The sequence below is a fragment of the Staphylococcus sp. 231237_7MaSpsaltlick genome (assembly GCF_043107035.1).
In genome coordinates this window covers 171,952-197,250 of record NZ_JBICNX010000004.1, presented here as the reverse complement: position 1 = coordinate 197,250, position 25,299 = coordinate 171,952, and the positions used below count along the sequence as shown (strand labels likewise).

At 32.9% G+C, this 25,299-nt stretch carries 17 protein-coding genes; 4 read left to right on the top strand and 13 right to left on the bottom strand.

Annotation, left to right across the window (positions count from 1 at the left end):
* Positions 1-206: 206 nt before the first annotated feature.
* Together ACF91D_RS09430 and ACF91D_RS09425 are read left to right on the top strand one after the other, a co-directional pair.
* Positions 207-656 carry a MarR family winged helix-turn-helix transcriptional regulator gene (locus ACF91D_RS09430; protein WP_107526907.1) on the top strand — a complete coding sequence of 150 codons (450 nt, stop codon included), beginning with the start codon at positions 207-209 and terminating at the stop codon, positions 654-656.
* An 18-nt stretch (positions 657-674) separates the two neighbouring features.
* Positions 675-2,030: a dihydrolipoyl dehydrogenase family protein gene (locus ACF91D_RS09425; protein WP_107526908.1), complete on the top strand. Its 1,356-nt coding sequence runs from the start codon at positions 675-677 to the stop codon at positions 2,028-2,030.
* A gap of 297 nt (positions 2,031-2,327) precedes the next feature.
* Here ACF91D_RS09425 and ACF91D_RS09420 read toward each other — a convergent pair whose 3' ends face one another.
* Complete coding sequence (locus ACF91D_RS09420) at positions 2,328-3,755, bottom strand: aldehyde dehydrogenase family protein (protein ID WP_107526909.1); 1,428 nt, start codon at positions 3,753-3,755, stop codon at positions 2,328-2,330.
* A gap of 270 nt (positions 3,756-4,025) precedes the next feature.
* On the opposite strand from ACF91D_RS09420, the gene ACF91D_RS09415 reads away from it, so the two are divergent.
* On the top strand, positions 4,026-4,415 hold the full coding sequence (locus ACF91D_RS09415; protein WP_107526910.1) for a tautomerase family protein: 390 nt from the start codon (positions 4,026-4,028) through the stop codon (positions 4,413-4,415).
* A gap of 238 nt (positions 4,416-4,653) precedes the next feature.
* On the opposite strand, the gene gtfB is transcribed toward ACF91D_RS09415, so the two are convergent.
* From gtfB to ACF91D_RS09370, 9 genes are all read right to left on the bottom strand, one after another.
* Complete coding sequence (gene gtfB, locus ACF91D_RS09410) at positions 4,654-5,988, bottom strand: accessory Sec system glycosylation chaperone GtfB (RefSeq protein WP_392436913.1); 1,335 nt, start codon at positions 5,986-5,988, stop codon at positions 4,654-4,656.
* A complete protein-coding gene (gene gtfA / locus ACF91D_RS09405) occupies positions 5,981-7,489 on the bottom strand; it encodes an accessory Sec system glycosyltransferase GtfA (protein ID WP_119624610.1) in 1,509 nt (502 codons plus the stop codon). The genes gtfB and gtfA overlap by 8 nt, the downstream gene beginning before the upstream one ends.
* Before the next feature lie 17 nt (positions 7,490-7,506).
* The gene (gene secA2, locus ACF91D_RS09400) at positions 7,507-9,900 is read right to left on the bottom strand and encodes an accessory Sec system translocase SecA2 (protein ID WP_107526913.1); all 2,394 of its coding nucleotides are present in this window, start codon (positions 9,898-9,900) and stop codon (positions 7,507-7,509) included.
* Positions 9,884-10,855, bottom strand: a complete 972-nt coding sequence (gene asp3 / locus ACF91D_RS09395; protein WP_107526914.1) for an accessory Sec system protein Asp3 — start codon at positions 10,853-10,855, stop codon at positions 9,884-9,886. Before asp3 ends, secA2 begins: the two co-directional genes overlap by 17 nt.
* Positions 10,842-12,401 carry an accessory Sec system protein Asp2 gene (gene asp2, locus ACF91D_RS09390; RefSeq protein ID WP_107526915.1) on the bottom strand — a complete coding sequence of 520 codons (1,560 nt, stop codon included), beginning with the start codon at positions 12,399-12,401 and terminating at the stop codon, positions 10,842-10,844. The genes asp3 and asp2 overlap by 14 nt, the downstream gene beginning before the upstream one ends.
* Positions 12,391-13,950, bottom strand: a complete 1,560-nt coding sequence (asp1, locus tag ACF91D_RS09385; RefSeq protein WP_157946372.1) for an accessory Sec system protein Asp1 — start codon at positions 13,948-13,950, stop codon at positions 12,391-12,393. The genes asp2 and asp1 overlap by 11 nt, the downstream gene beginning before the upstream one ends.
* A 10-nt stretch (positions 13,951-13,960) precedes the next feature.
* On the bottom strand, positions 13,961-15,163 hold the full coding sequence (secY2, locus tag ACF91D_RS09380) for an accessory Sec system protein translocase subunit SecY2 (protein ID WP_232165735.1): 1,203 nt from the start codon (positions 15,161-15,163) through the stop codon (positions 13,961-13,963).
* Between the two features lie 182 nt (positions 15,164-15,345).
* Entirely contained in the window at positions 15,346-17,817 is a 2,472-nt protein-coding gene (locus ACF91D_RS09375; RefSeq protein ID WP_392436911.1) for a KxYKxGKxW signal peptide domain-containing protein, read from the bottom strand.
* Between the two features lie 405 nt (positions 17,818-18,222).
* The gene (locus ACF91D_RS09370; protein WP_119503614.1) at positions 18,223-18,792 is read right to left on the bottom strand and encodes a LysE family translocator; all 570 of its coding nucleotides are present in this window, start codon (positions 18,790-18,792) and stop codon (positions 18,223-18,225) included.
* Positions 18,793-18,885: 93 nt separating this feature from the next.
* Here ACF91D_RS09370 and ACF91D_RS09365 point away from each other — a divergent pair, with 93 nt between their 5' ends.
* Positions 18,886-19,767 (top strand): LysR family transcriptional regulator, encoded by an 882-nt coding sequence (locus tag ACF91D_RS09365; protein WP_107527994.1) that lies wholly within the window; start codon positions 18,886-18,888, stop codon positions 19,765-19,767.
* Positions 19,768-20,182: 415 nt separating this feature from the next.
* On the opposite strand, the gene ggt is transcribed toward ACF91D_RS09365, so the two are convergent.
* The 3 genes from ggt to ACF91D_RS09350 all read right to left on the bottom strand — a co-directional run bounded on the left by ggt (position 20,183) and on the right by ACF91D_RS09350 (position 25,295).
* Positions 20,183-22,186 carry a gamma-glutamyltransferase gene (gene ggt / locus ACF91D_RS09360; RefSeq protein WP_232161447.1) on the bottom strand — a complete coding sequence of 668 codons (2,004 nt, stop codon included), beginning with the start codon at positions 22,184-22,186 and terminating at the stop codon, positions 20,183-20,185.
* A 147-nt stretch (positions 22,187-22,333) separates the two neighbouring features.
* A complete protein-coding gene (locus ACF91D_RS09355; protein WP_107527895.1) occupies positions 22,334-24,115 on the bottom strand; it encodes an ABC transporter substrate-binding protein in 1,782 nt (593 codons plus the stop codon).
* Positions 24,116-24,131: 16 nt separating this feature from the next.
* Positions 24,132-25,295, bottom strand: coding sequence for an ABC transporter permease (locus tag ACF91D_RS09350; RefSeq protein ID WP_107527896.1), 1,164 nt, complete (start codon positions 25,293-25,295; stop codon positions 24,132-24,134).
* Positions 25,296-25,299: the final 4 nt, after the last annotated feature.

Genomic DNA, 25,299 nt, shown 5'->3' with positions numbered 1-25,299 from the left:
TTTGTTTCCCAAAATATGAACACGCTTCACATTTTGAATGCACTCTAACCTCACTTTTTTATAACTATCGCTACTACCACTTTTTCTACTAAAATATTTCTCCATTATCTTTTATGTTACTTTTTTCGATTACACGAAATTTATTGTTTGCATTTTTATATTTAGCGCGTTACACTTTAATCAATCGCGCACGATTAATTTATTTCATGGAGGTGACCTATTTGGACGACACAATGAAATTAACAAATCAACTATGTTTCTCTGTATATAATGTTAGCCGTTTATTTTCTAAGTTTTATGAACAGGTACTCTCAGATTATGGATTAACATATTCACAATATATTGTCTTAGTCTCTCTTTGGGAACAAGACAACCAAACTTTATATCGTATTGGACAGGCACTAAATTTAAAGAGCAATACACTTACGCCTTTACTCAAACGCTTAGAACAAGCTGGATGGATTGAGCGAAAGAAAATTGAATCTGATAAGCGTCAATTACTCGTCAGCCTTACCGAAATGGGTAAAGATAAAGAACAAGAAATTTATACTGCAATTTCACAATGTGTTGCAGAACGTATGGATACAAGTGAATATCAACACGCAAAGGAAATTATGGATCGTTTAGAACAGTCTTTAAATCATATCGTGAAATAAATTTAGGAGGAATTTATTATGTCAGAACAATTTAACTATGATGTTATATTTTTAGGAAGTGGACATGCAGCATGGCATGCTGCTTTAACTTTAAAGCAAGCTAACAAATCAGTAGCTATTATTGAGAAAGATAAGATTGCTGGGACATGTACAAACTATGGTTGTAATGCCAAAATTTTATTAGAAGGCCCTTACGAAATATTAGAAGCAGCTGAAAGTTATCCAAATATCATTAATCAAGAGCAATTATCTGTAAACTGGGAAAATCTTATGTCCTATAAACAACAAGTTATCTCTCCACTATCAGGTACGTTAGAACATATGTTTACTCAATATGGTATTGATGTATATCACGGTGCAGGTTCACTTGTTAGCGAACATTTAATCGAAGTAAACGAACAACAACTTACTGCTGATTATATCGTTCTTGCAACAGGACAACACAGCAATAAATTACCAATCGAAGGTACAGAACATACTTTTGATAGTCGTAATTTCTTATCATTAGAACATTTCCCTAAACACATGACTATTATAGGTGCAGGCATTATTGGAATCGAATTTGCTTCAATCGCTATTAAAAATGGTAGCGAAGTAACAATCATCCATCACACAGATGAAGCATTAACTGGATTCAACCGTAAACATGTCGATAAGTTAATAGATAAATTGGCTAATGAAGGTGTTCAATTCCATCTTGAAGATTCACCTGAAAAAGTAAGTAAAACAGATGCTGGTTATATTGTAACTACAGCTAAAGGAGAAAGTATTCAGACAGACTACGTGTTAGATTCAACTGGTCGTCGTCCAAATGTTGAAGGTATTGGCTTAGAAAAATTAGGTATTGAATACAGTGCAAAAGGTATACAAGTTGATGAATATTTAAGAACAAATGTACCAAATATTTATGCGAGTGGTGATGTGTTAGATAAAGCAATTCCTAAATTAACACCAACTGCAACATTTGAATCTAATTATATTGCAGCTCATATTCTTGGTATGACTACTTTAGCAATTGCATACCCTGCTATTCCATCTGTCTTATATTCATTACCACGATTAGCACAAATTGGTGTAACTGTTGAAGAAGCTAAGCAAAACGAAGATCAATATACAATCAAAACAATCCCATTCGGCAAACAGTTACTATTCGAATATAAAAATGAAACTACAGCAGAAATGGATATTGTCTTAGATTCACAAAAACATCTAGTTGGTGCTGAAATTTATGCTAATGATGCACCTGATTTAATTAACTTGCTCACATTTATTGTCAACAAACAAATTACAGCACAAGAATTAAATCAAATGGTATTTGCTTTCCCTGGCAGCTCTAGTGGTGTGTTAGATTTATTAAAAATGAATATGATGTAATAAGTCATTCAATCACGCAATCTATTTAATTTCCAAACAGTTTGTAGCATCTCAGTTGTATATCGTGTTACCAATCTGTTTGAGCGCAAAGTATTCTATTTTAACTTCGTTTCTAAGATATTATCTTTATTTTGCTATAATATTGTTCATAGTAAGACATTATAGAAAAAAAGCACACATCCATCGATAGACGCTACACACTAATTAATTTGTTAGTATGTAATGTACTTCATGTATGTGTGCTTTCTTTAATTAATTTTTACTATTTATATGTGTAGTGCTAGTAAAAGATGAAAATTATTGGAAGAATCCTGAAATAGTTTTAACTTCTAAGAACTCCTCAATTCCGTAGTCTCCCCATTCTCTACCAATACCAGATTGTTTATATCCACCGAATGGCATATCTGCACTTCTTGGATATTCATTTATTTCAATAACACCCGCTTCAAACGCAGTTGCTACTTTTTGTAAAGTATCCATGTCAGAACCATATACATAGGCAGCTAAACCATATTTTGTATCATTCGCAATTTTAATTGCTTCATCAATATCATTATAAGTAATAATAGACATGACTGGTCCAAAGATTTCTTCTTGAGCAATTGTCATACTGTTATCTACATTAGAGAAAATAGTTGGTTGTACAAAATAACCTGTTTCTAATGCTTCTGGCTTACCTAATCCACCTAATTCTAATGTTGCGCCTTCTTCAATACCAATTTCAATAAATTTTTGAATTTGATTGTATTGTTTTTCATTGATAACTGGTCCCATTTCGATACTAGCATCCTGTGGATCGCCAACGCGAATGGCAGCCATTTTTTCTTTTACCTTTGCAATAAAGTCATCTTTGATTGATTCTGGAACGATTGTTCTTGAACCAGCAATACAAACTTGTCCAGAATTATCTACAACCTTATGCACTGCAGCGTCTGCCGCTTTATCTAGATCTGCATCTGCTAAAATAACGTAAGGTGATTTACCACCTAATTCAAGTGAAACTTTTTTAAAGTCTTTGCTCGCTTTTTCCATTATTTTACTACCGGTATTACCAGAACCTGTGAAAGATACCATTCTAATTTTTTCATTTTCAGAAATTGGATTACCTACACCCATACCGTCACCGTTAACTAAATTAAACACACCTGCCGGCACGCCTACTTTATCGAAGATTTCAGCTAAGATAATTGCAGCAAATGGTGTTTCTTCAGATGGTTTTAAAACAACTGTACTACCAGCAGCAAATGCACCAGCAAGTTTCAATGCTGTTTGATTTGTTGGGAAATTCCAAGGTGTGATTAAACCAGAAACACCGATAGCTTCTTTAATGACTACATTATTTCCTCTACGTTCTTTAAAGTTAAGATGCTCTAATGCGTCTCTCGCAGCTTTAAAATGAGATAATCCCATTTCATAATGTACATTTTCTGAAGCAGTTACTGGTGTACCTAATTCTAATGTCATCGCTTTAACTAAATCCTCTTTACGATTTTCATATTCTTTAACGATGTCATTTAATAAATTTTTACGGTATTCAACAGTAGTATTTCTAAATTCTAAGTATACGCTGTCTGCTGCATTAACTGCATCTTCAACATCTTGCGCATTCCCTTTCGCAATTTTTCCAAATGCTTCTTCCGTTGCTGGATTGATTACATCTATTGTTTCGTTACTATGACTTTCAACCCATTGCCCATTAATATATTGTTTAGTTTGTTCGAACATATTACCGCTCCTCATGTATCTTTTATACGCTTAACTCTTTACTTAACAAGCTAATAAAAATTAAGACCAAACGAATATTACGCTCATGTGTAATACATTTCAAATAATCGGCTTACCAAATCGTTAATAAAATGTATCGTCCTTTAATATGTCACAAATGCTTATTTCCTGGGTAATTATTTTACACATTTTAGGGTATTAGGAATGATAAATCGTTAATATTGTGATAGTTCATTTCGCAAAAAACAAATAAGGATAGGTGATCAGCACATGCCACTAATAAAAATCGATATGTTAAAAGGAAGAACTAAAGACGAAATTAAATCCATTTTAGATATTTCGTATCGCGTAATGTTGGAAGCTTTCGAAGCTCCTGAAGGCGACAGATATCAAATTGTTAATCAACATGAAGACTATGAAATGCAAATTCTAGACACTGGTTTAGGTGTTGAACGTTCTAATCAAGTCCTTGTCTTTACACTTGTGACACGTCCACGTACAGAATCACAAAAGACCAACTTTTATCACAATCTAGTTTCTGCGTTAAACACACAATTAGGTATTCGCACAGAAGATATCATGATTAGCTTAGTGGAAAATACGGATTCAGACTGGAGTTTCTTTAATGGTAAAGCTCAATTCTTAACAGGAGATTTATAATTATCATCATGCTAAATCGCACTTTAAATGGTGCGAATCAGAAATCGCCAGTAAAATTATGCGCCTCACTTTAGCTCATTCAATCAATATAATGAGCAACAATCCGTTTACTCCAAATCAAAAAACAGCAGTGTTAGCCTTTAACTTTGGCCTTCACTGCTGTTTTTATTGTTTTATAACAAAGGTAGGACGCTTTTGTTTCTGTACACAAATCGTACTATCCATGACTTTAATTCATTTATCGCTTTAATAATTGCTGATTGAAATAATGTTTATTTACTTCATTAGCATGTTCTTTTTGAGTTGTTAAGTGTTTGTCAAATGTTGCTTTATCTTGCGTAATCTTCAACAATGTAGGGATAAACTCACTACCTACGCTTTGTTTATTAAATAAATTGGCTTTAGCAGTCAACACATGATTATGAGCGATATCATTATAACCCATGATTAACAATTCGTATTCAAAAGCTTTATTTAGTGCACCCATAATTTCTTTACCTTCATTAATATCTAAATATAAATCACAACTTTGATACAAACGTTCAATTGTATCAGCATCAACAGTTGGATAAAGTTTAACATTGGCATAGCTACTTAAATTCATCAACTTTGTAGACATTTCCGTAATTGCTGCAATATGAAATGTAATATCTGGACATTTTTCTAAAAAAAGCTCAATATTCATCAATTGATCTGAATTTGTCATAATAAGTGCTTCCTTCGTATGTCTGTTCTTTTTCTTATAATTATACAGATAACCTGAAGGGATAACTTGTTTACGCTTAGTTTCAGCAAGTTGCTGCGTAATCGTTTGATATTCATCTTGCTCAGGAATATGAATCATTATATTACGTTGTAATTCATGATTTAATATCAGTTGCATATTACCAGGAATATTGCCATGACTTTCTTCTTGCCAGAATAGCATATCATTTCCTGGTGTAGACAAATTATAAAGAACGGCAAATGATGTCGCTAGTGAATTAATAACAAAGCTTTGTGTTTCTAGATTTAAGGCCTGTAAATAAAACATAATAAATGCTACTTCTGAATCAAAGAAATACGATTTCCCTTTCCAATCTAAGACAATGTCCTTCGTTACATAATTTTCATAGATGATATCCTTACCTACACAATCCATGTATTTTTTAAATATTGCTACGCCTCTTTTATCATAGACTGTTTGCGCAAATTTAATGCCATGCTTGGTATAGTGGTCTACAAATCGAATTTGACCATCTTCATCCAACCATTCTACACGGTTGACGATTCTCGCTTGATAATTAGGTTGGTAAAGTATACGCCCTCTCACCTTACCCATATCTTTGATTTCTGCATTGTCATTGGTGCCCTCAATAACCCAATAGGGCGGTATATTGATTTCATTAAAAAACTTGGGCTTATCCGCTGCGGTAATGTTGTTGTTAGCAAAGTATTGATATGGTGATGTCATTTGATCAGGTAAAAAACCACTATCATTTAATACTATAGTCTGGTTATCATGTCCAGCTAACTGTAGCGTTTCATATAATCTCTCTGTTTTCAGGTCAAAATGTTCAAATAAATTAATCATGGAGCACCTCTTCCAATAGATTATTCCATTGTTGTTCTATATGTTTTGTCTTGAATGGTTTGGCGATTTTATATGATTCTTCGTGTGGTTTACGCAAATCTTTGTTGAAATAAGACACCATATGGTCTGCCAGACGTGAAACAATCGTATCTACACTATCTTCATTTAATGCAATAGGAATCAAATAGCCATTCTTTTTGTCATTGATAAAGGTAGGATTACCATAATTTACATCAAATCCTAACATTCCTAAACCAGAACCAACAGCTTCCATCAATGTCAATCCAAACCCTTCACTCGTTGAGGCAGACACAAATAAATCATATTGTTTATATACATCATCTAAGTTCACATGACCACGTAAACGGATATAATCCTCTGCTTTAGATGTTTCAATAATTTGTTGTATATTTCCTTTTTCTCCACCTTCACCATAAATATCAAATATTAAGTCAGGAATTTCTTGTTTCGCCTTAATCGCAGCACGTACAATCCAATCAACATGCTTCTCACTGGCTAACCTCGATGCAGTAATCATCGTATAAGGTTTACGTTTCCTTTTCGGTCTCTTTAATGTGTCCAAACTACCTACAGAAATCGTTCTAACTCTCGGTACATAACTTGTATATTTTTCAAATTGTTGTGTTAACAAGTCATTTTGAATATCTGTAGCAGTTATAAAGAAATCTATATTTCGCGCATTTGAAAATTGATATTCATAATAATTATTCCATAGAATGTGTGTATCATTCATTATACTTTTACTAAAGTGTTCTGCATGAACTACGACACCAACTTTACTATCTCCTTTATTTTGCAAGACAGATTGACCAATTTGAGTCGCTCTATCCAAGATAACGATATCGTTACTTGTTAGTTTTAATTTTTGAATAAAATAAGCAACAAATTGTTCCTTACTATATAAAATTGCATCATCAAATACATAGACACTTGAGTCACCATCGATGTACTCTCGATATGCTACGCTGCCATTTTCATTATAAAATTGTCGCATATATAGCTTAGCTTTATTGTCAAAAGGCGCATAGTACTCAGAGAATGTACGCACATAACTATAAAAATCTTTGCGAATGAGCATACCATTGACAACGAATTCAGCGCGATCAACAATGTCGCTATCCTTATCTTTCAAATAACAAGTCACAAAGGTTTGTTTGTTATTTAATATTAATCGCTTAACCTTCCCTGTTGTTTCAATATGCGTGACATCGTTATCTAAATGGCGCTGAATATCATCTACCGTATATGTCGTCGGTGCAATTTTAATATCTGAAAAATATTGGTATAACCAAATAATTTCACTATCTAAAAACCCCATATTATGTGTTAATGTTTGAATATTCTCAGATTGAATAAAATCTAAAAATACAAATTTCATCTGATGCTTAGAATTTCTGAGCAATTTAGCGCGATAAGCTTGTGCATATTCGACACCGCTACTCGCCCAACCAATTCCAAAGTTTATATTATAAATTGTCATTTCACTACACCTCATAATTATGGAAAATGTATGACCAAATCTCCATCTTCATCATAAGTGATAATACTTTGACAAAGATTTTTAATTATATTTCCCTTTATTTTATAATTCATTTGCTCAAACGATTCTAATGCAACTTTATGATATTCGAAAATGGCATTACGTTGGCCATTTTGTCTATTATTTACGCTTGCTTTAAGTTGTTGTAAATTATCTACTTGGTTAATCCAAGCACTATCTATCGCTTTTAAAATTGACTTCTGTACAAATCTAATGTAGAAATAATCATTTTTTAATTGGACTTTATTCTCTGCTAACTGGTTTTGAAATTCTGTTAATAAAAAATCGATTACGTTATCGTGTTGCTTTAAGTTTAATTGTGATGTATCACCTTCAAATTTAAAGCTAATATTGCTATAAATATACTCTGATAGTTGTTCTTGTGTTAAATTATCTTGCCGCTTCGATACGTCATGTCGAAAAACATCCTGTGCTAGTTGCTCAAGATTAAAGTCCTCTACGCGTTGCATGTTCAGCACTTTATCACGTTCTTGATAAATCAAATCCCTTTGAACACTAATACTCTTTTCATATTCATTCGACATTTCACGCATCGTCATACCTTGCTCTTCAGATACACGTTGTGCCTTCGTTACGATTCTTTGTACTCTATGTTGAAACACACGACTATCAGATAAGCGTGATGTGTCCATAGATTGTAACCGTTTATTATCACTTAATTTATCTTCTCCCCAGCGTTGTACTAAATAATCATCGAGTGAAATATAAATTTGCGAAGTCCCTGGATCACCTTGACGTCCAGAACGTCCACGTAATTGTTTATCGACTCTGCTATTTTCCATATGTTCACTTATAATTACTGCCAAGCCACCCAATTCGTGTACACCATTCGCAAGTTTAATATCAGTACCGCGACCTGCCATACTAGTAGCAACCGTTACAGCTGATAATTGCCCTGCTTCTGCAATCATTTGCGCTTCTTTCGCAACATTTTGCGCAATCAATAAGTTATTCGGAATGTTCATTTGGAATAATTCTGTTGAAAATTGCTCCGCCACTTCTGCTGTGCGTGTAATCAATAATACAGGCCGCTTTGTTTCATGTATGGCAACCACATCCTCTAGAATAGCTCGGTTCTTCTCCTCTGCATTCAAAAATACTTTATCACCGTAATCTTTCCTTTGAATTGGTTTATCCGTAGGAATTTGAATCACGACCTTTGAATACAAATCAAAAAATTCTGATTCACCTAATTTTCCTGTTGCAGTCATACCTGAAAAACGGTCAAATTGCTTAAATAAATTTTGGAAAGTGATCGTAGCCATAACACTCAAATCATCTGAAATTTCCACATCTTCTTTAGCTTCTATCGCTTGATGAAGGCCAGATTGTAATTTCGTCCCCGGTAGCATACGTCCTGTAATACGGTCGATTAGTACGATTTCTCCATTTTGAATAAAGTAATCCAGATTACTATCAAATAGGAATTTAGCTCGTAAAGCTAAGTTAATATTGCGCACCAAATCGAAGTAACCTTCCTCATAAATATTCTCAACATCGAAATAATGATTCGCAGCTTGTATGCCTTGCTCTGTTAACCAAATTTCCTTTTGAGATTTATTTATTTCTATATGTTCATCTTCCTCTAATGTTTCAACAAATGTCTTTACAATATGAAACAAATTAGATTGCACACGTGGTGCACCCGAAATGACAAGAGGTGTTTGAGCAGCGTCTAAGATAATAGAATCGACCTCATCAATAATTGCATAATTTAATTCTGGTAAAAACTTTCCGCCCAAACTATCAGCTAAATTATCAATCAAATAGTCAAAGCCAATTCTGCCATTTGTGGTATATACAATATCGTGTTGGAACAACTGTTTCTTTTCATCTCTTTGATACTCATAATCAGGTATATCAACAAAGCCAAGAGACGCCGTTAAGCCTAACCATTCATACAATGGTTTCATTTCTAGATAGTCCCTTTTAGCTAAGTAATCATTAGTCGTAATTAAATATGCACCCTTTTTAGTCAGTGCATTTAAATACAGTGGCATCGTTGCCGTAAGCGTCTTTCCTTCACCAGTTTGCATTTCAGCGATATCACCTTCATGTAATGTTATCGCACCTAAGACTTGGACATCTTTAGGATACATACCTAAGACACGCCAACTTGCTTCACGAACAACTGCGTACGCTTCTGGTAATAAATCATCTAACGTAGCTTGATGATTTGCTAATTGTTGCTGAAACGTTTTTGTTTTGTCCTGTAATTGTTCATCCGAATATGATTTCATCATTTCACTATAGTTATTAATTTTACGTAAGGTTTTCTGCAAACGATTTAAGCGCATTTGGTTAATTGTTGAATTAATTTTCTGTTTCATTGGCCCCTCCATAATTCACACGCACTACATCAAGATATTTTAAGTAGCGTGAAGGATTTAGCACAGTGAAAATAGCTTGATCAGCCACATCATACGTTTCACTTTTAGGATCAAAGTATATTTCAGTAGGTCCTGTTGCGGATGTTATTTCTCCATTTACTATCTCGCTGATTTGTTGATTAAATCGCTTATCCTTGTCTGCTGTTATAAATGATGGTACTTGTAGCAAATTACTTAAATGTGACACAAATACATTTCCTTTTTCACCATAACTGATTAAATGCACTTCAGAATCTTCACCAAGTCTCTCGATATAGTCTTTGATTTCATTCCAATTATCCGTGACAGCTTCAGACCAATATTCAACAGTGATTACATTCTTTAAATGTGACACTGCAGATTGTGACAATGGGTAGTCCAACCATTGAGAAGGCTCTACAAAGACCACATTACGTACAGCTTCATTTGTGTCAACATTCGTTACACCACTTATCGTTAAATCACGCTGCTTTGAATCGATTAATCGTTGCTCAGTGATGGTAAACTTTTCAAATCGAATGGTTTGCGCAGCCGCATTAATCATTTGAACCTTATACGTATGTGCCGTTTCAGGATAAGTGACATGAACCTCTTTGTCTTTAATAATCTGCGAAGATAGTACCGTGTCGTCTTTGCTATAGAATATGATCTTAAAGTACAGCGCACCCTGTGGCTCAACTTCATAATTAAATTGAAATGTATAATCAGAACCCCTTTTCAAAATGGGTAAAGTCGGCAGTTCTTTATCCAAATCATAATTTGTCTTCATAACCCAATCTTGAATAATAATACCTGAAGGCATTAAAGGATTCTCAAATACTGTAACACCGTCTTTAAATGCTAGCTTCGAACCATACATGAATGTTGAAGGATTAACTTGCTTCCAAAACACTTCAAAATAATTATTTTCCTTCATGTTTAACTCTCCCAAATTTAGTTTCCAGTAAAATATGATAAAAGTTTATAAACCAATTGTTAATTGTCGGCGAATCATCATTATGTCTACCAGGAACTCCTCTACTAATCACCCTTGCATGCTGCCTACTCAACAACGGAAACAACTCTGCATAGGCGTGTGCATCATAATCATCATGTTGCATATAAGCAATTGCAAATGTGGTATTTGCTATATCACTTTGAGACATGACATTCCAAAATTTATTATTTAGACGATCAATATCTTGTGGTGTTACATCTTGTTCATGAGTCATTAATACATCTAAAGCAGTCCCGAAGTCTTCCGGTCTTAATAAGCGCATATTATCAGCAATTGTTCCTATATTCACTAAGGGTTTCCCAATTATAATACCTGAAGGATTCAACTGGGCACCGTAATACAGCGCACCGAACGAACCCATAGATAAACCAGATAGGATGAGTTCATCACTTTCAAATCCAAGGTAGGACAACTTATCTTGAATCACATCTTTAATAGCTGTTTCATACGAATCAGAACCGATATAGAACGAGCCACCTTCCACCCGTGGATCACTAATCAGAATAAATGGCGCATTTAATTTATTCATCATAAAATACGCTTCAAAGCCTTCAAGTGAACGATAACCACTAAAGTAAACGTTCAATGGTGGTTTCAAATCACCTGGATTAAAGTAATAGAAGAACTCTTCTCTATTGTTATCTACATATCTTTGACCGCCAAACAAGAATTCCCCCATATCATATCGTGACCAGCGCTTATGAATCGCACCAACCTTAACCTGTCCTTCACCACGTAGCTTCAAACTCACACTTGCATATACATCATACGGTCTACTCTCGATAATAATAGGCTCATCAAGCTGTGTTTGATCTAAATTAATCTCGTCAATAATTGTATCTACCGTACCACTTTGAATAATACGTAATGTAAACTCTAACTCTACACCTTCACTGACTACAAATTCAGGCCATACTTGTGTAGCTTTATGCTTATCACATACAATGTTGTTCTTCCAAGATACAACTTGCTTTAACTCGGGTCCGAAATCTCCAGACAATACGAGATACTTGTTCCCCATAAATCCAACATCGCCATCAAATGTTTGACTGACAATACAATGTTTCGGATACAATTTATCCCCATATTGCCCTGAAAATGTAACTGCTTTTAACTTTTCATGTAAATCTGCTTCACTTTGATAACTTAACGGACGTGCTAATAACTCACTAATCGTATTATCTTGCTCATACTGTGTATCCCAATAGGTATCATCTATATAAGTGTTATAAGGTGTACCAACCAATGCCAATATTTCTATTAATTGCTCACTGTACCTCGCTTGCACAAAGACAAAGTCAAATTGTCCATGCTCATCAATAATATTTCGTACAGCATCCAAATAGTTCTCCTCATACTGCATTATAGCTGGATCAAAGTAATCCCATTCCACTTTCTTATTACTATCAAATAGCGCCTCTAAATCATTACCACCTATTTGCAATGCCTTAAATTTACGCTTCACTTACTTCACCTTCAATCCATCGATTCAATCGTCCGACTATTTCCTTAGAGGCAAACGTTTCTACTAACTTAATTGCATATGCGAAAGAATAGTTCCAATTCTTTAAGTGATTTAAAAAGTATTGCAATGCTTCGACAAGTTGATCAACACGTTCAATAACACGCCCATTAATTTCATCGACGACATAATCTGTTTTCCTCAAATTAATTTGCGGAATACCCGCACTAATACAACTAATTTGTAAAAATAAATCTGGCTCGCGGTTTAAATCAATGACTACTCTTAAATTCATCAATGCTGCTCTTAAATCCTGTTCAAAAGGCACATGCTTAATTTCAATCACTTCGACATATTCTTCTTCCTCAGCCAATAACAAATTAATGCCATCTTCATCCTCATTAATCGTGTTATATTTATCGTTTACTGCTTGGACTTGCTCTGTCAGCCATTGTGGCAATAATTTCTTGTCTTCTTCCGTCAATAATATGATCCTTGTATTTTCAACTCGCTCCATATACGAAATCACCTGCTGCAAACTTTGTTGTAAAGTATCATGAGCGATACCATCAATCCACAAACCAATATACGTTTCATAATATTGACTACTTTTGTTTGGCAACACCTGTGCATCAAATGGTGTAATACGCATAATTTCAACGTCTAATTGTTGTTCAACTTTATACTGTTGTAATGTTTCCTCATTATCCAACATATCAACTAACCAATATTGGCTATTACTTATAGATTGAAGTAATGAAGATGTTAATTCACTATTTCGTTGCTTGAAGATTGAATAACACAATTGATAGTCGCTTAATATTTCACTTAAAAAATAATTGTGTCGTTCATCCGCAGCAATAATAATTGGGTAGTCTACACTGACCTCTTGTTTCATATATAATGCAACACGTTCTTGTAATAAATCTTCCATACTATTGTATACAGTTTGATTAAAACGGTGTTGATACTGTTCACTTACATGTACCGTGCCATCAACTAATTCTGATGTAAGAATACAATCTCCATCAATCGTCATATACTTCTGTCTAAACGGCACGCCCTGACCATCAAAATATAATATAGAAGATAAATATCCTCGGTCATCAAAGATAGAACGTTGCACCCTTTGGCCATGTTCAAATGCTTCTATCCAAACCATATAACCATCTTGGTTAAAGTAAACATTAGAATAAGTCGTTGCTCCTGTAACACAACGAACAAGATACGGTGTATAAACAAACTCTGTACCTTCAGGCCAATTCAAAGATTTGAAATCAAGCGGTAATGGTGTCCGTGACTCAAAACCCTGAATATCGTCAAATAAAGACCAATAACGTGCTTCAAACAAATCAAATCTATGCAAAAATGTACGCAAATCTGGTGAATAGTTGAGTATCAACATCTCAAATGTTTCGTCATTTTTGACATGCATATTCATTAAACTAATCATGTCATCAAATTCTTTGACTAATCTTTTACTATAATAAGGTTTCGTTTTATCTTCCCACCAACTACCTTGGTTATACCAAGCTGGAACAAAATATTTCATCATAAACTCCTTACCAATACTTAGTTAAAAATTGTTTATATTTATCAAAGTATAAATACGCTCTAATAGTTTCCGTTATATTAATACCGATATACACTAATACGATGAGTTGAATTGCAAAATAAATCTGTTGCGACAATTCAGGCACTAACAACGTGCTATACAGTGGCAAACCAATGATCAGCGTCACAACAATTGAACCAAACCAACACACACGTCGTGCCATGCGATTTAAATATCTTCTCGTTTCTTTACCTGGCTTCACACCTACAAAATAATTCCCACTTTTCAAGAAATCTTTAGACTTATTTCGTGTATTTAATAAAAATCTAGATAAGAAATAACCTAATATCATTTGCAGAACAATATATAACGTTATACCTATCCAATTATTGAAACTGAGCGTTTGTAGATTCACATGCTTTTCAGATACAAAACTATTTACAAATAGATTTAAAAGATTATTCAGTAAGACAAATACTGAAATACTAATCATAATTGATATACTTCCTGATGGATTAATTTTCCAAGCCAAATACGTTTTTATATCTTGATTTGAAGCATTCATGATGTCTTTATAATTTGTTCTATACTCGATTAATTCCATAATTAGTAATGTTAATAACGCAATTACGATAACAACACAAATCAATACGAGTACAGTTGTACTCGCATGTAGATGTGCTAATCTTTGTTGAAATAGTGCCTTAACAATACTCATCATAACGATTGGCATTGGACCAGCAATACCATAACGCGTATTCTGATCTGCTAACCACACCAAGAACATCGTTCCAGTTACTAATACTAATAGTAATAAAAAGACATTTTCTGAATGTATTTTATCTTTAATTACATATTCATTGATGACAAAATAACCCTGCGCTAAACAAATTAATAACGTTAATATCTTCTCTTTATAATGCTTCTCTAACTTAGTCTGCTTTGCTGCTTTTTCCATATCTCGATAAGACAATAATGTAAAAATAATCATTGCCGTTAACCACGGTCCTAATCCTAGCGAGAATATATTTAACGTGCTTAAATCTCCACCAGTATTGGAAACGGCTAATTTGTAAAATGAACTAACGTCTTGATGTGTATTTTCTTGAGCAACTATAGATATATTACTTCCCAGTATATAAATGATAAGTATTAGGCAAGTAAACAATATCCTTTTATATAAGACCCTATATTCATTTTGCTTAAAAATACGTTTTACCACATTATTTTCCACAATATACCTCTTTTTTAGAAATATTATACCAAAGAGGCTAAAAACATGTATCATTTTTAACCCTGAAAAATTAATTTATTTTTTAAAATTAATTTTTCTAATGTACGATGTTTTAGCCTCTTTGTTTGATATTAATATTTATTTGTTTTAACTATACTTTATTTTTTGCTTTCTTTTTTATTCTTTCTTGATTTTCTAATCAAACCAAGTCCTGCAAGCATAGCTAATGTTGCACCAACTAAGCCATTTCTATTATCTGTATCTTTACCTGTATCAGGTAATTCTACTTTTTCTTTATGACTATTCACTGCTGATTCAGAACCATTATTAGATGTTACTGATTCTGACGTATTCACTGATGTTGATGCACTTGTTAATGCTGAATCTGATACTGAAGTGCTTAATGATGTGCTTGCTGATTCTGAGTCACTTACTGACGTGCTCAATGATGTTGATGCACTTTCTGAATCAGACACTGATGTACTCAATGATGTGCTTGCACTTCCTGATACTGAAGTACTTAATGATGTACTTGCTGATTCTGAATCGCTCAATGATGTGCTCAACGACGTTGATGCACTTTCTGAGTCAGATACTGACGTACTTAGTGATGTGCTTGCTGATTCTGAATCGCTCAATGATGTGCTCAATGACGTTGATGCACTTTCTGAGTCAGACACTGATGTACTTAGTGATGTACTTGCTGATTCTGAATCGCTCAATGATGTGCTCAACGACGTTGATGCACTTTCTGAATCTGATACTGAAGTACTTAATGATGTGCTTGCTGATTCTGAATCACTTACTGATGTACTTAATGATGTGCTCAATGATGTTGATGCACTTTCTGAGTCAGACACTGAAGTACTTAGTGATGTACTTGTTGATGCACTCAATGAGTTACTTGTCGATGTACTTGTTGATGCACTTAATGAGTTACTTGTTGATGTACTTAATGATGTACTTCTTGATGTTGATGTACTCAATGATGTACTTGTTGATGTGCTTGTTGATGTGCTTTTAGACGTCGAAGCACTCAATGATGTACTTGTTGATGTGCTTGTTGATGTACTTTTAGACGTCGAAGCACTCAATGATGTACTTGTTGATGTTGATGTACTTGTGCTTGCACTTGCTGATGATACCGGATCAGTACCAGTAATAGTACCAGTGAAATAGTTATTTGATGTTGTTGTTGATGATGAAAATGGCGTGAATGTCCAAGTATAGTTACTGCCAGAACCAGTGATTGGTACTGTCCAAGTTGTAACTAGCCCTGCACCTTGTTTCGCATAATAACCATTCATCGCATAATCATTTGACCACGAATAACCACTACCAGTAGCAGTTATTGGTAGATTACCTGATGGAACTGCTGTTACCTCTGAACCATCATATTTATTAACAACATAGTTATAAGAGGTAGTAGGTGTCCCATAACCATCACCTAACGTAAACATTGGTGATGTACTTGTAGTTGTATTTTTAATTGAATAACTATTACTCATAGCAGTAGGTGCTTTTTCAACTGTTGATGTATTCGGATTATCGTAAGATACTGTATAAGTGAATGTCATGTTTTGACCATCACTTGTTACAACCAATTTGTAATAAATAGGTATGTTATATCTTGTGTCTGTTCCCGCACCTGTATACGTTTGTGTTTGTGATGTTGTTGCAGCTACTGCAGCAAATGTAGATACACTTGTAGTAGCTAATCTACTTAATGTTCTTAGTTGTGTTGGTGCTGTGCTTGTCGATTCGGATGTTGATGTTGATAAAGTAATCGCATTTGATCCTAAATCTTCTGATGTACTTAGATTGCTTGTCTTACTGTCATCGCTTGTTGATGATTTCTCTGAACTTGTACTTCCATCTTTATCAGATGTAGATGTCTCACTCTTACTATCTGACTTTTCTGATGTTGATGTTTCGCTATCACTATCTGATTTGTCTGATGTTGATGTCTCACTATCACTATCTGATTCTTCTGATGTTGATGTTTCGCTTTCACTATCTGATTTGTCTGATGTTGATGTCTCGCTCTTACTATCTGACTTTTCTGATGTTGATGTCTCACTATCACTATCTGATTTGTCTGATGTTGATGTCTCACTATCACTATCTGATTCTTCTGATGTTGATGTTTCGCTTTCGCTATCTGATTCTTCTGATGTTGATGTTTCACTTTCGCTATCTACTTTTTCTGATGTAGATGCTTCGCTTTCAGATGTTTCTGACGTTGATGCTTCGCTTTCACTTGTCTCTGATTTGCTAATTGCTGTTGATGTTTGATTACCTACTGTTTCACTTTGTGATGATAGTTCTGAAGTGACTGGTAATTCTGAAGCAGCTAATGCTTGTTGATTATGTAACATGTTAGCTGCAAATGCTCCACCTAATATGCCTGTGGTTTTTAATGTATTTCTTTTTACTGAGTCCCCAAATGTGCGTTTTGTTTCTTCTTGCGCTTTTTCAGTGCTCTTGCTAAAAATTGGTAAACCAAGTATCCCTAGTAGTTTAATCTCTTTTATGCCGGCTTTAACCCAATTTTTACCTGATTTGTAAAGTTTTACACGCGCTTTTTCTTCATTAAAACTCCGCTTAAACTCTCTTTCTCTCTTCGACATGATCTTCCTCTTTTCATTTTTTCTCCCAAAAACTCTAACATTTCAATTCTCTCTAATTAATTGAAAAAAGCTCTATGATAGTACTCAAGATGTATTAACTATAAAAAGATTATGCACTATTGAATTATTTTTTTCAACTATGAAATACGTTAAGATTGTATAAATTTATATTTATTTAGGTTAATGTTATAAAAAACATACATTAGTGAAATATATGACATAATACTGTAATTTTAAACTCAAAAAAGACACACTTATTAATAAAAAGTGTGTCTCAATGTATATTATTTTTTTGTTGTGTCTTCCCCGAAATATTTGTTAGACAGTTTTTTTAATTCCCCATTATCTTTTAATGCTTTAATTCCTTTATCTATGTCTTTCTTTTTATCCTTATTATTGATTTAGTTACAGAAAAATACTGATTGCAGAATATAGGAGTAGTAAGGACATCACAATTTTAAAGGGACGGTCGAATTGCTCTATATATTTTTTTAAATAGCTTCCTAAAAAGCCCCATGCTAATAAGCAAATCCAGCCTATAAACACGGTAATGATCATATATAAATATAATATTGTAGAATCATTTGCTATCGGTAAAATAAATGCTCCTATTAATGTAGTAAAAAATAATAGCGACTTCATATTTAAAACTTGTAGAAGGAATCCTGATTTAAATGATTGGTAGGTATGTTTATTCATATTTTCTTTGCTAGATTGATAGGTTTTATATGCTAGGTAAATTAAATAGATAAATCCTAGATATTGTAGGATAACTTCAATTTTCATTATCATATTTTCAAATACAAATAATAGGCATAAAGCAAGTACTGCTAAAAATAAAAATCCTGTTAAAATTCCCCAAATAAATTGCTTAGCCCCTTTTATACCATATGCTTTAGCTGAGTCTAATATATATAAATTGCTCGGCCCTGGTGTAATAGATGTTACAAATACATATATTAAAAATGCAGTCATATTCATCACCTCTAATGAAATTTTATGACTGCTATATTAATAAGTAAAATTAATGTTATCATTATGTTATAAATAAAATTTATAGGTGAAATAATGAACATTAAACAACTAACGATTTTAAAAACTTTATTAGCCACTCGAAGTTACACCGATACTGCTCGTACTCTAAATTACACGCAGTCTAACATTTCTCAGCAAATCCAACAGCTAGAAACAGAATTACAAAATAATTTATTTACGCATAAAAACAAACAGCTTGTCCCTACTGATTTTTTAATACAATTATTACCTTTAATCAATAATTATATAGCAACACATGAGGAAATATTAAATATCTCTAATCAAAATGTTAATAAAGGAACTTTAAAAATTGCTGCTCCTGAATCTATTATGACAACTGGACTGAGTGATGTGGTTAAATCATTCATTGCAAAATATCCAGAAATAGAACTCGACATATTTAACAACTCTTGTAGCCATAATCAAAATTTATTAATGAATAATGAAGTGGATATTGCGTTTGTAGTAAATGAAAAAATTAGTAATAAGTATATTCATACACGCAAATTATCTACTGAGCAGTTGGTTCTCGTTGCGCATCCTGAAGCACCTGACACTTTACCAGAATTATTGCATCATAATATATACAATCATTTTGTAATAAATGAAAGCGATAGCACCTATCGAGTAGCGTTTGAGTCATTTATTGATTCACATAATATTGAAATAAAGAAGACGACTGAGTTGTGGAGTATTCATACAATTAAAACATTCCTATTAGATAACATTGGCTTTAGTGTATTACCCTACAGAACAGTTGCCACAGAATTACAAAATCAGCAACTTAAAATAATCTCCCCAGTTTATAGCGAATTACCAAGTTTTTACACCTTTGCATTAACTAAGAAAATGGGATGGGATAACCCGCTAATCAAATTGTTTCTACAAGAAATGAACTTATTTACAAAATACTAACTAGCAATACAAAAGCCCACTCTATAATTAAAATAGAATGGGCTTTATGTAGGAAGTATTACCAGTACATAAATTTACTGAAGATTGTATACCGACAACGTTCAAACTAGACATTTTTTGGGATTACAATATGATCAATAAAACTTGGCGTTGTTTTATTGAAAGCTATCTTACACACCTGTTACACCTTACAGACCTAATGCAGCTACTAAATCAACGATTGGTTTTAATAATCCAGATAACATATAATCACTCCTCTTGTTTGAAGCATAATGTAATTCTATTATAGTTTTCAGAAAATTAAAAATTTGTGTAAATAGTTATTACACACTGAGTAATATAACCTTACAATTAATTAATATTTTTATTATAATTACACGTTTAATCGTTGATTTAACGGCATTCCATTAGAATATTATCGTGTAATACTCTCTTTATCATATCGATAATATTCTGCTTCATTTTCATCAATTCTTTGCTCAAAATCCTTATATAAGAAAATATTTTTTTCATTTTTTATAACTTTATACTCCAAACTTTTAGCAAGTGCTGCGATATTTACAAATTCTTGTCCTTCTATTATTTTTGAGTATTTATTGTTTACTTCAATATTAAATATATATTGAGTAATTTCAGTTAAAAGGAAAAATTCATTATCAATAATCTTAGTCTGGGATTTAAATAAAGGTAGTTCGACTTTATTTAAATATACTTGAAACGGTGAGACTTCTAATCGTTCTATTGGAGTTTCTTGTGAACTAACGTATTTATCATTTTTCCCAATCACTACACCTTCTCGCGTATCATCGGTTCCACCTCTAACTAATCCTTTTTCAAGATCAAATTGCAACCCATGTACATCGCCAATATAATCTTCAGGTGTTAATTCAAAAGCATGACCTTTGGCAATTAATTTAAGTATTGTACTTTGTTTAAACTGGCGTTCCCATTCTATTCTGGATGGGTTGCTTGTATAGATGCGCGGCTCTTCAATTGCTTGTTGGATTGTCATATCAAAGTCAATCACATTAACTAATGTTTGGACAACACTAGCAATTATACTAATTGCACCTGGTGCACCGACTTCTAATACTGGGTGACCCTCTTTAGTAACAATTGTTGGAGACATATTACTTAAAGAACGTTTATTTGCTTCAATTTCATTAATTCCACCTTCAACTACATCAAAGCCATCTATTGTTGTGTTTAATAGAATACCGTATCCAGGTATCGTCATACCTGAACCATAGATCATTCCTATTGAAGTAGTAAATGACGCAATATTTCCATCTTTATCTGTAACTGAAAAATGTGTAGTTTCAGTATGTTTTTCGTCTATATCAGTATGTGATTCAACAGAAGGAATTGCACTACCCGGTCCAATTTCAAAATTAGCATGATTCGTGTGAATGAGTTTACTGCGTTCTTTCAAGTATGTTTCATCAATTAATGCCTCAACTGGAATATCGTAAAAGCTTTCATCTGCTAAAAATGATGCTCTATCACTATATGCAATATGCATACTTTCAATCAAATGATGTAAATAATCTGTTGAACGTGGTCCCATAGCGCTTATATCAAATTGCTCCAACAACTTTAATATTTGAATAACTGTAATTCCACCAGAACTAGAAGGACCCATTCCATATATATCATATCCACGATAGTTAGATGTAACTGGTTCTTTAATTTGAATTTGATATTCCAATAAATCTTTCTTAGTAATCGTTCCACCATTTTCATGTACGATATCTACTAATTTATCAGCAATTTCACTAGTATAAAAAGCCTCAAAACCTTGATCTCTAATAATTCGAAATGTTTTAGCTATATCAGGAAATGTTATCCAATCATCTTTATGAAAATAATCCCCTTCATTATTAGTATAAACTCGATGTGTTTCCTTGAATTTATTTATACGCTCAATCTGATGTTTGGAATACTTTTCAGTTGCCCAATTCGCCTTATGTCCTTTTTCTGCTTGTTCTATTGCAGGATTTATTAGTTCCGAAAGTGTTAAATTACTATAGTTTTTCTGTAGATGTTCAAATAATCTAGGGATTGCTGGTATAGCTACAGTTTTTCCATGTGTACTTAAATCAAAAAAACTTTTATGGTTACCCTTGTCATCTAAATAGAAATGTCGATCAATATTTTGAGGTGCAGTTTCTCTAGCATCAAACGCTTTTACTTTTTTAGTTTTATTATCAAAATAAAGTAAATAACCGCCTCCACCAATTCCAGAGGTAAATGGTTCTACGACATTTAATGAGAGTTGCATTGCAATAACAGCGTCTATTGCATTGCCACCTTTATCCAGAATTTGTCTTCCTACATCTGCAGCTAATGGGTGAGAAATTGATATCAAACCTTCATCACTTGTCACACCTTCATCTATCACTTTATTATTTACATTCAATTAAAGTTCCTCCTATATTAGCAGAAAAGGTCGAACTCCAAAGCTAACATGAGATATTTTCATATTATCAAATGAAATAAAATTATTATTCCACATTATCTCCTAATGTTAATATGCTTATAAGTTCGACCTATAACATACTTAATGCTATTTTTTATTCATTTCTTGCTCTACTATGTTTAAATTTTGATGTTGCTTATTCCCTGTATCTAGTAATGGGGTTACTGGTGAAGCAATTCTAAATTTATCCCCTCTATAAAACTTAATAAATTGATCTTGATTAATCGCATAGACTACCGCTCGTCTTAATGAAGCATTATCTTTAAATATGCCATTCTTACTATTTATCATTAAAAATACTGATTTACGACCATTTTTTCTAACGATACTTAAATCTTTATCAGATTTAATTAAATCAAAGTTTTTTTGATCTACATCAGTAACCATATCTATAGAGTGATTTCTAACTTCTGATACCGTGTTATCAGGGTCATCATTAAACTTCATCGTAATATGCTTAATTTTTGCAGGTCCGTATTCACTTTTTTCAGTTTCATTAAACCCTGGATTACGCATTAATGAAGCTTGATAGCTGTTCTTCTTAGTCATGATATAGGGTCCACTAGCATATAACTGATTATCCAAATGATCTTTTGATGGAATCGCACTTGCGTCACCATAATCAGGTGAATTTTTATCATTATTTATTTGGGTAACATATTTTTTAGACAAAATACCTGCTGAAGAATGTGTTAGATAGTTCACTTCTTTAGGCATAGGTTGATCTGTAGATATCTTAACAATCTGATAGTCATCTTTTTTGTTATTTACTTTATTACCATTTGTAACCAACGATTTAACTCCATGTTTTTTAATCAATTTATCATAGATTGACTTACCATCTTTACTATTAACATTTTTCAATTGATTCATATCTGCAGTTGATAATTTTTCAACATTTTTAATATGTTGATGCATATTATAAGTGTTATTATCTGGTACTGAATGCTTGTCTCTTGCCCTATCTAAAGAAAATTTCACATCGTCTGCAGTAACTCTTTCAGTTGTTTTCTTCGCTATACCATTTTCAACCTTTGCAAAATAATCATCATCTCTTAACAAGAAATAAAATTCATCATTGGATTTAGCAACTGCATAATCTTTACTTAAGGAACCATCCGTTGTAATTTGATCATTGTCATTTAATGTTAGCAGTCGAGTATACATATTCATATCTATACCATAGACAGAAGGTGCAATTGACCGTATTGGGTCTAAGGACTGAAGCTCACCATCTTCTTGTGTCATTACAAGAGGTCGTGTATCTCTATTATTTTTGTTATTATAATCAAATTGTTGCCAAATTAATGCACGAGAGTTTGGTAAACCTACGCTTTTTGGAGATAATACTTTATTATCGTAAACTAGATTTTTCTTAGCACCATATAAAGGTGCCATATATCCTTGTTTAAAAATGACTTCATTCTCTAGTTTTTTATATGTCTCTTTTGCTTTATTTTTATCCTCTTTGCTAGCATCATTTATCATTTTATCTACATTAGCATCTTTAATTAAACTATTTGATCCTTCTGAACTAAATAACGAACTCATTGAGTAATTTGGATCACCAAATACTGTAGTCCAATCATCAATTTCAATATCATAGTTTCCCGCTTCACGTTGCGTTCTATAACTACCATAATCAGGTTGAATATTCATCTTTACGTTAAATCCAGCTGTTTCAAGTTGATCTTTAACTATATTCATATCATTTTCATAACTAGCCTGACCTAAAAATTTTATAGTAGGTTTTTCTCCCTTAACATTTACATGTTGTTTAGAATCCTTTAATTCTGATTTAGTAGGTATACTACAACCACTTAATATCATCATTAAAGCAACCATGGAAATACCAATGATTTTTTTCACATTCAGCCCTCCTATTCTATTGAATTTTTGGATCAAGTGCATCGCGTACCGCGTCGCCAATAAAGTTAAAGGCAAGCACAAGCAACATAATACATAACCCAGGAAATATTGCTAAGTTACTATGTGTTTCAAGATAGTTACTTCCGGTCCTTAAGATATTTCCCCACTCTGGTACTTCTGGCGAAACGCCTAGACCTAAGAAACTTAAACTACTTGTCGTCAAAACAACTACACCTATATTCAATGAAAACCTAACAATCATCGGTGATAATGAATTCGGTAATATATAACTCCATAATATACGCGGTGTAGTTTCACCTGTAATTCTAGCAGCATCAACATATTCCATTCGTTTCACTTCTAATACATTTGCTCTCATTGTTCTAGCAAAGGAAGGAATATTACCTATACTAAGTGCAATGATTAAATTGGTTGTACTTGCACCAAATGAAGCAATAATAGCCACTGCTAAAAGTAAAGATGGAATCGCAAACACTACATCTAATATTCTCATGACAAGATTGTCTATTTTCACAAAGTATCCCGCTATCATACCTAAAATCATGCCGAGTATGACTGAAATTACAACTGAAATAATAGAAATGAAGAAAGTTAATTTTGTGCCTACAACTATTCTTGTAAATAAATCTCTACCAAAATCATCAGTCCCAAATGGATGCACAAGACTAGGATTTTTTAATAAGTCATCAAATTGATTTTGTGTCGCCAAAGTAGTATCAAATAAGTATTTCGACATCACTGAAATAGTAAGTAAAAATACTAATATTACTACACTTATGCTAGCAATTTTATTTGATTTTATTTTAATTATGAAAGATTCCCAACCATTATAAATGCCTAATTCCGAAGTTTTTTTATAACGTAAAATACTAATAAACATTAACAAAGTAAATAAATTACCAGTAGCAGTTAAGATAATTAAAATGCTATATCCTATGTATCTTAATGCCTTTTGTTTATACCACAAATCTACTCCAAAACCTAAAAACGCAACCACTATCGTTAATAAAATTAATATAAACTGAGTTATATAAAATGAATCTACTACATAACCTTTAAACAAATTGATACATGCAGTAAATATCACCAAAATGTATGTCAATACAGCACATACTGAAAAAATCAATAATGATGGGATCATATATCTCTGTTGAGTCATACAA

Coding starts and splice junctions, on each gene's coding strand:
- ACF91D_RS09370 (WP_119503614.1), bottom strand. CDS start 18,792: ATGACTGCATTTTTAATATATGTATTTGTAACATCTATTACACCAGGG.
- asp3 (WP_107526914.1), bottom strand. CDS start 10,855: ATGAAGGAAAATAATTATTTTGAAGTGTTTTGGAAGCAAGTTAATCCT.
- ACF91D_RS09375 (WP_392436911.1), bottom strand. CDS start 17,817: ATGTCGAAGAGAGAAAGAGAGTTTAAGCGGAGTTTTAATGAAGAAAAA.
- ACF91D_RS09350 (WP_107527896.1), bottom strand. CDS start 25,295: ATGACTCAACAGAGATATATGATCCCATCATTATTGATTTTTTCAGTA.
- ACF91D_RS09365 (WP_107527994.1), top strand. CDS start 18,886: ATGAACATTAAACAACTAACGATTTTAAAAACTTTATTAGCCACTCGA.
- gtfA (WP_119624610.1), bottom strand. CDS start 7,489: ATGACAATTTATAATATAAACTTTGGAATTGGTTGGGCGAGTAGCGGT.
- secA2 (WP_107526913.1), bottom strand. CDS start 9,900: ATGAAACAGAAAATTAATTCAACAATTAACCAAATGCGCTTAAATCGT.
- ACF91D_RS09430 (WP_107526907.1), top strand. CDS start 207: ATGGAGGTGACCTATTTGGACGACACAATGAAATTAACAAATCAACTA.
- ACF91D_RS09415 (WP_107526910.1), top strand. CDS start 4,026: ATGCCACTAATAAAAATCGATATGTTAAAAGGAAGAACTAAAGACGAA.
- ACF91D_RS09420 (WP_107526909.1), bottom strand. CDS start 3,755: ATGTTCGAACAAACTAAACAATATATTAATGGGCAATGGGTTGAAAGT.
- gtfB (WP_392436913.1), bottom strand. CDS start 5,988: ATGATTAATTTATTTGAACATTTTGACCTGAAAACAGAGAGATTATAT.
- ACF91D_RS09425 (WP_107526908.1), top strand. CDS start 675: ATGTCAGAACAATTTAACTATGATGTTATATTTTTAGGAAGTGGACAT.
- asp1 (WP_157946372.1), bottom strand. CDS start 13,950: ATGAAATATTTTGTTCCAGCTTGGTATAACCAAGGTAGTTGGTGGGAA.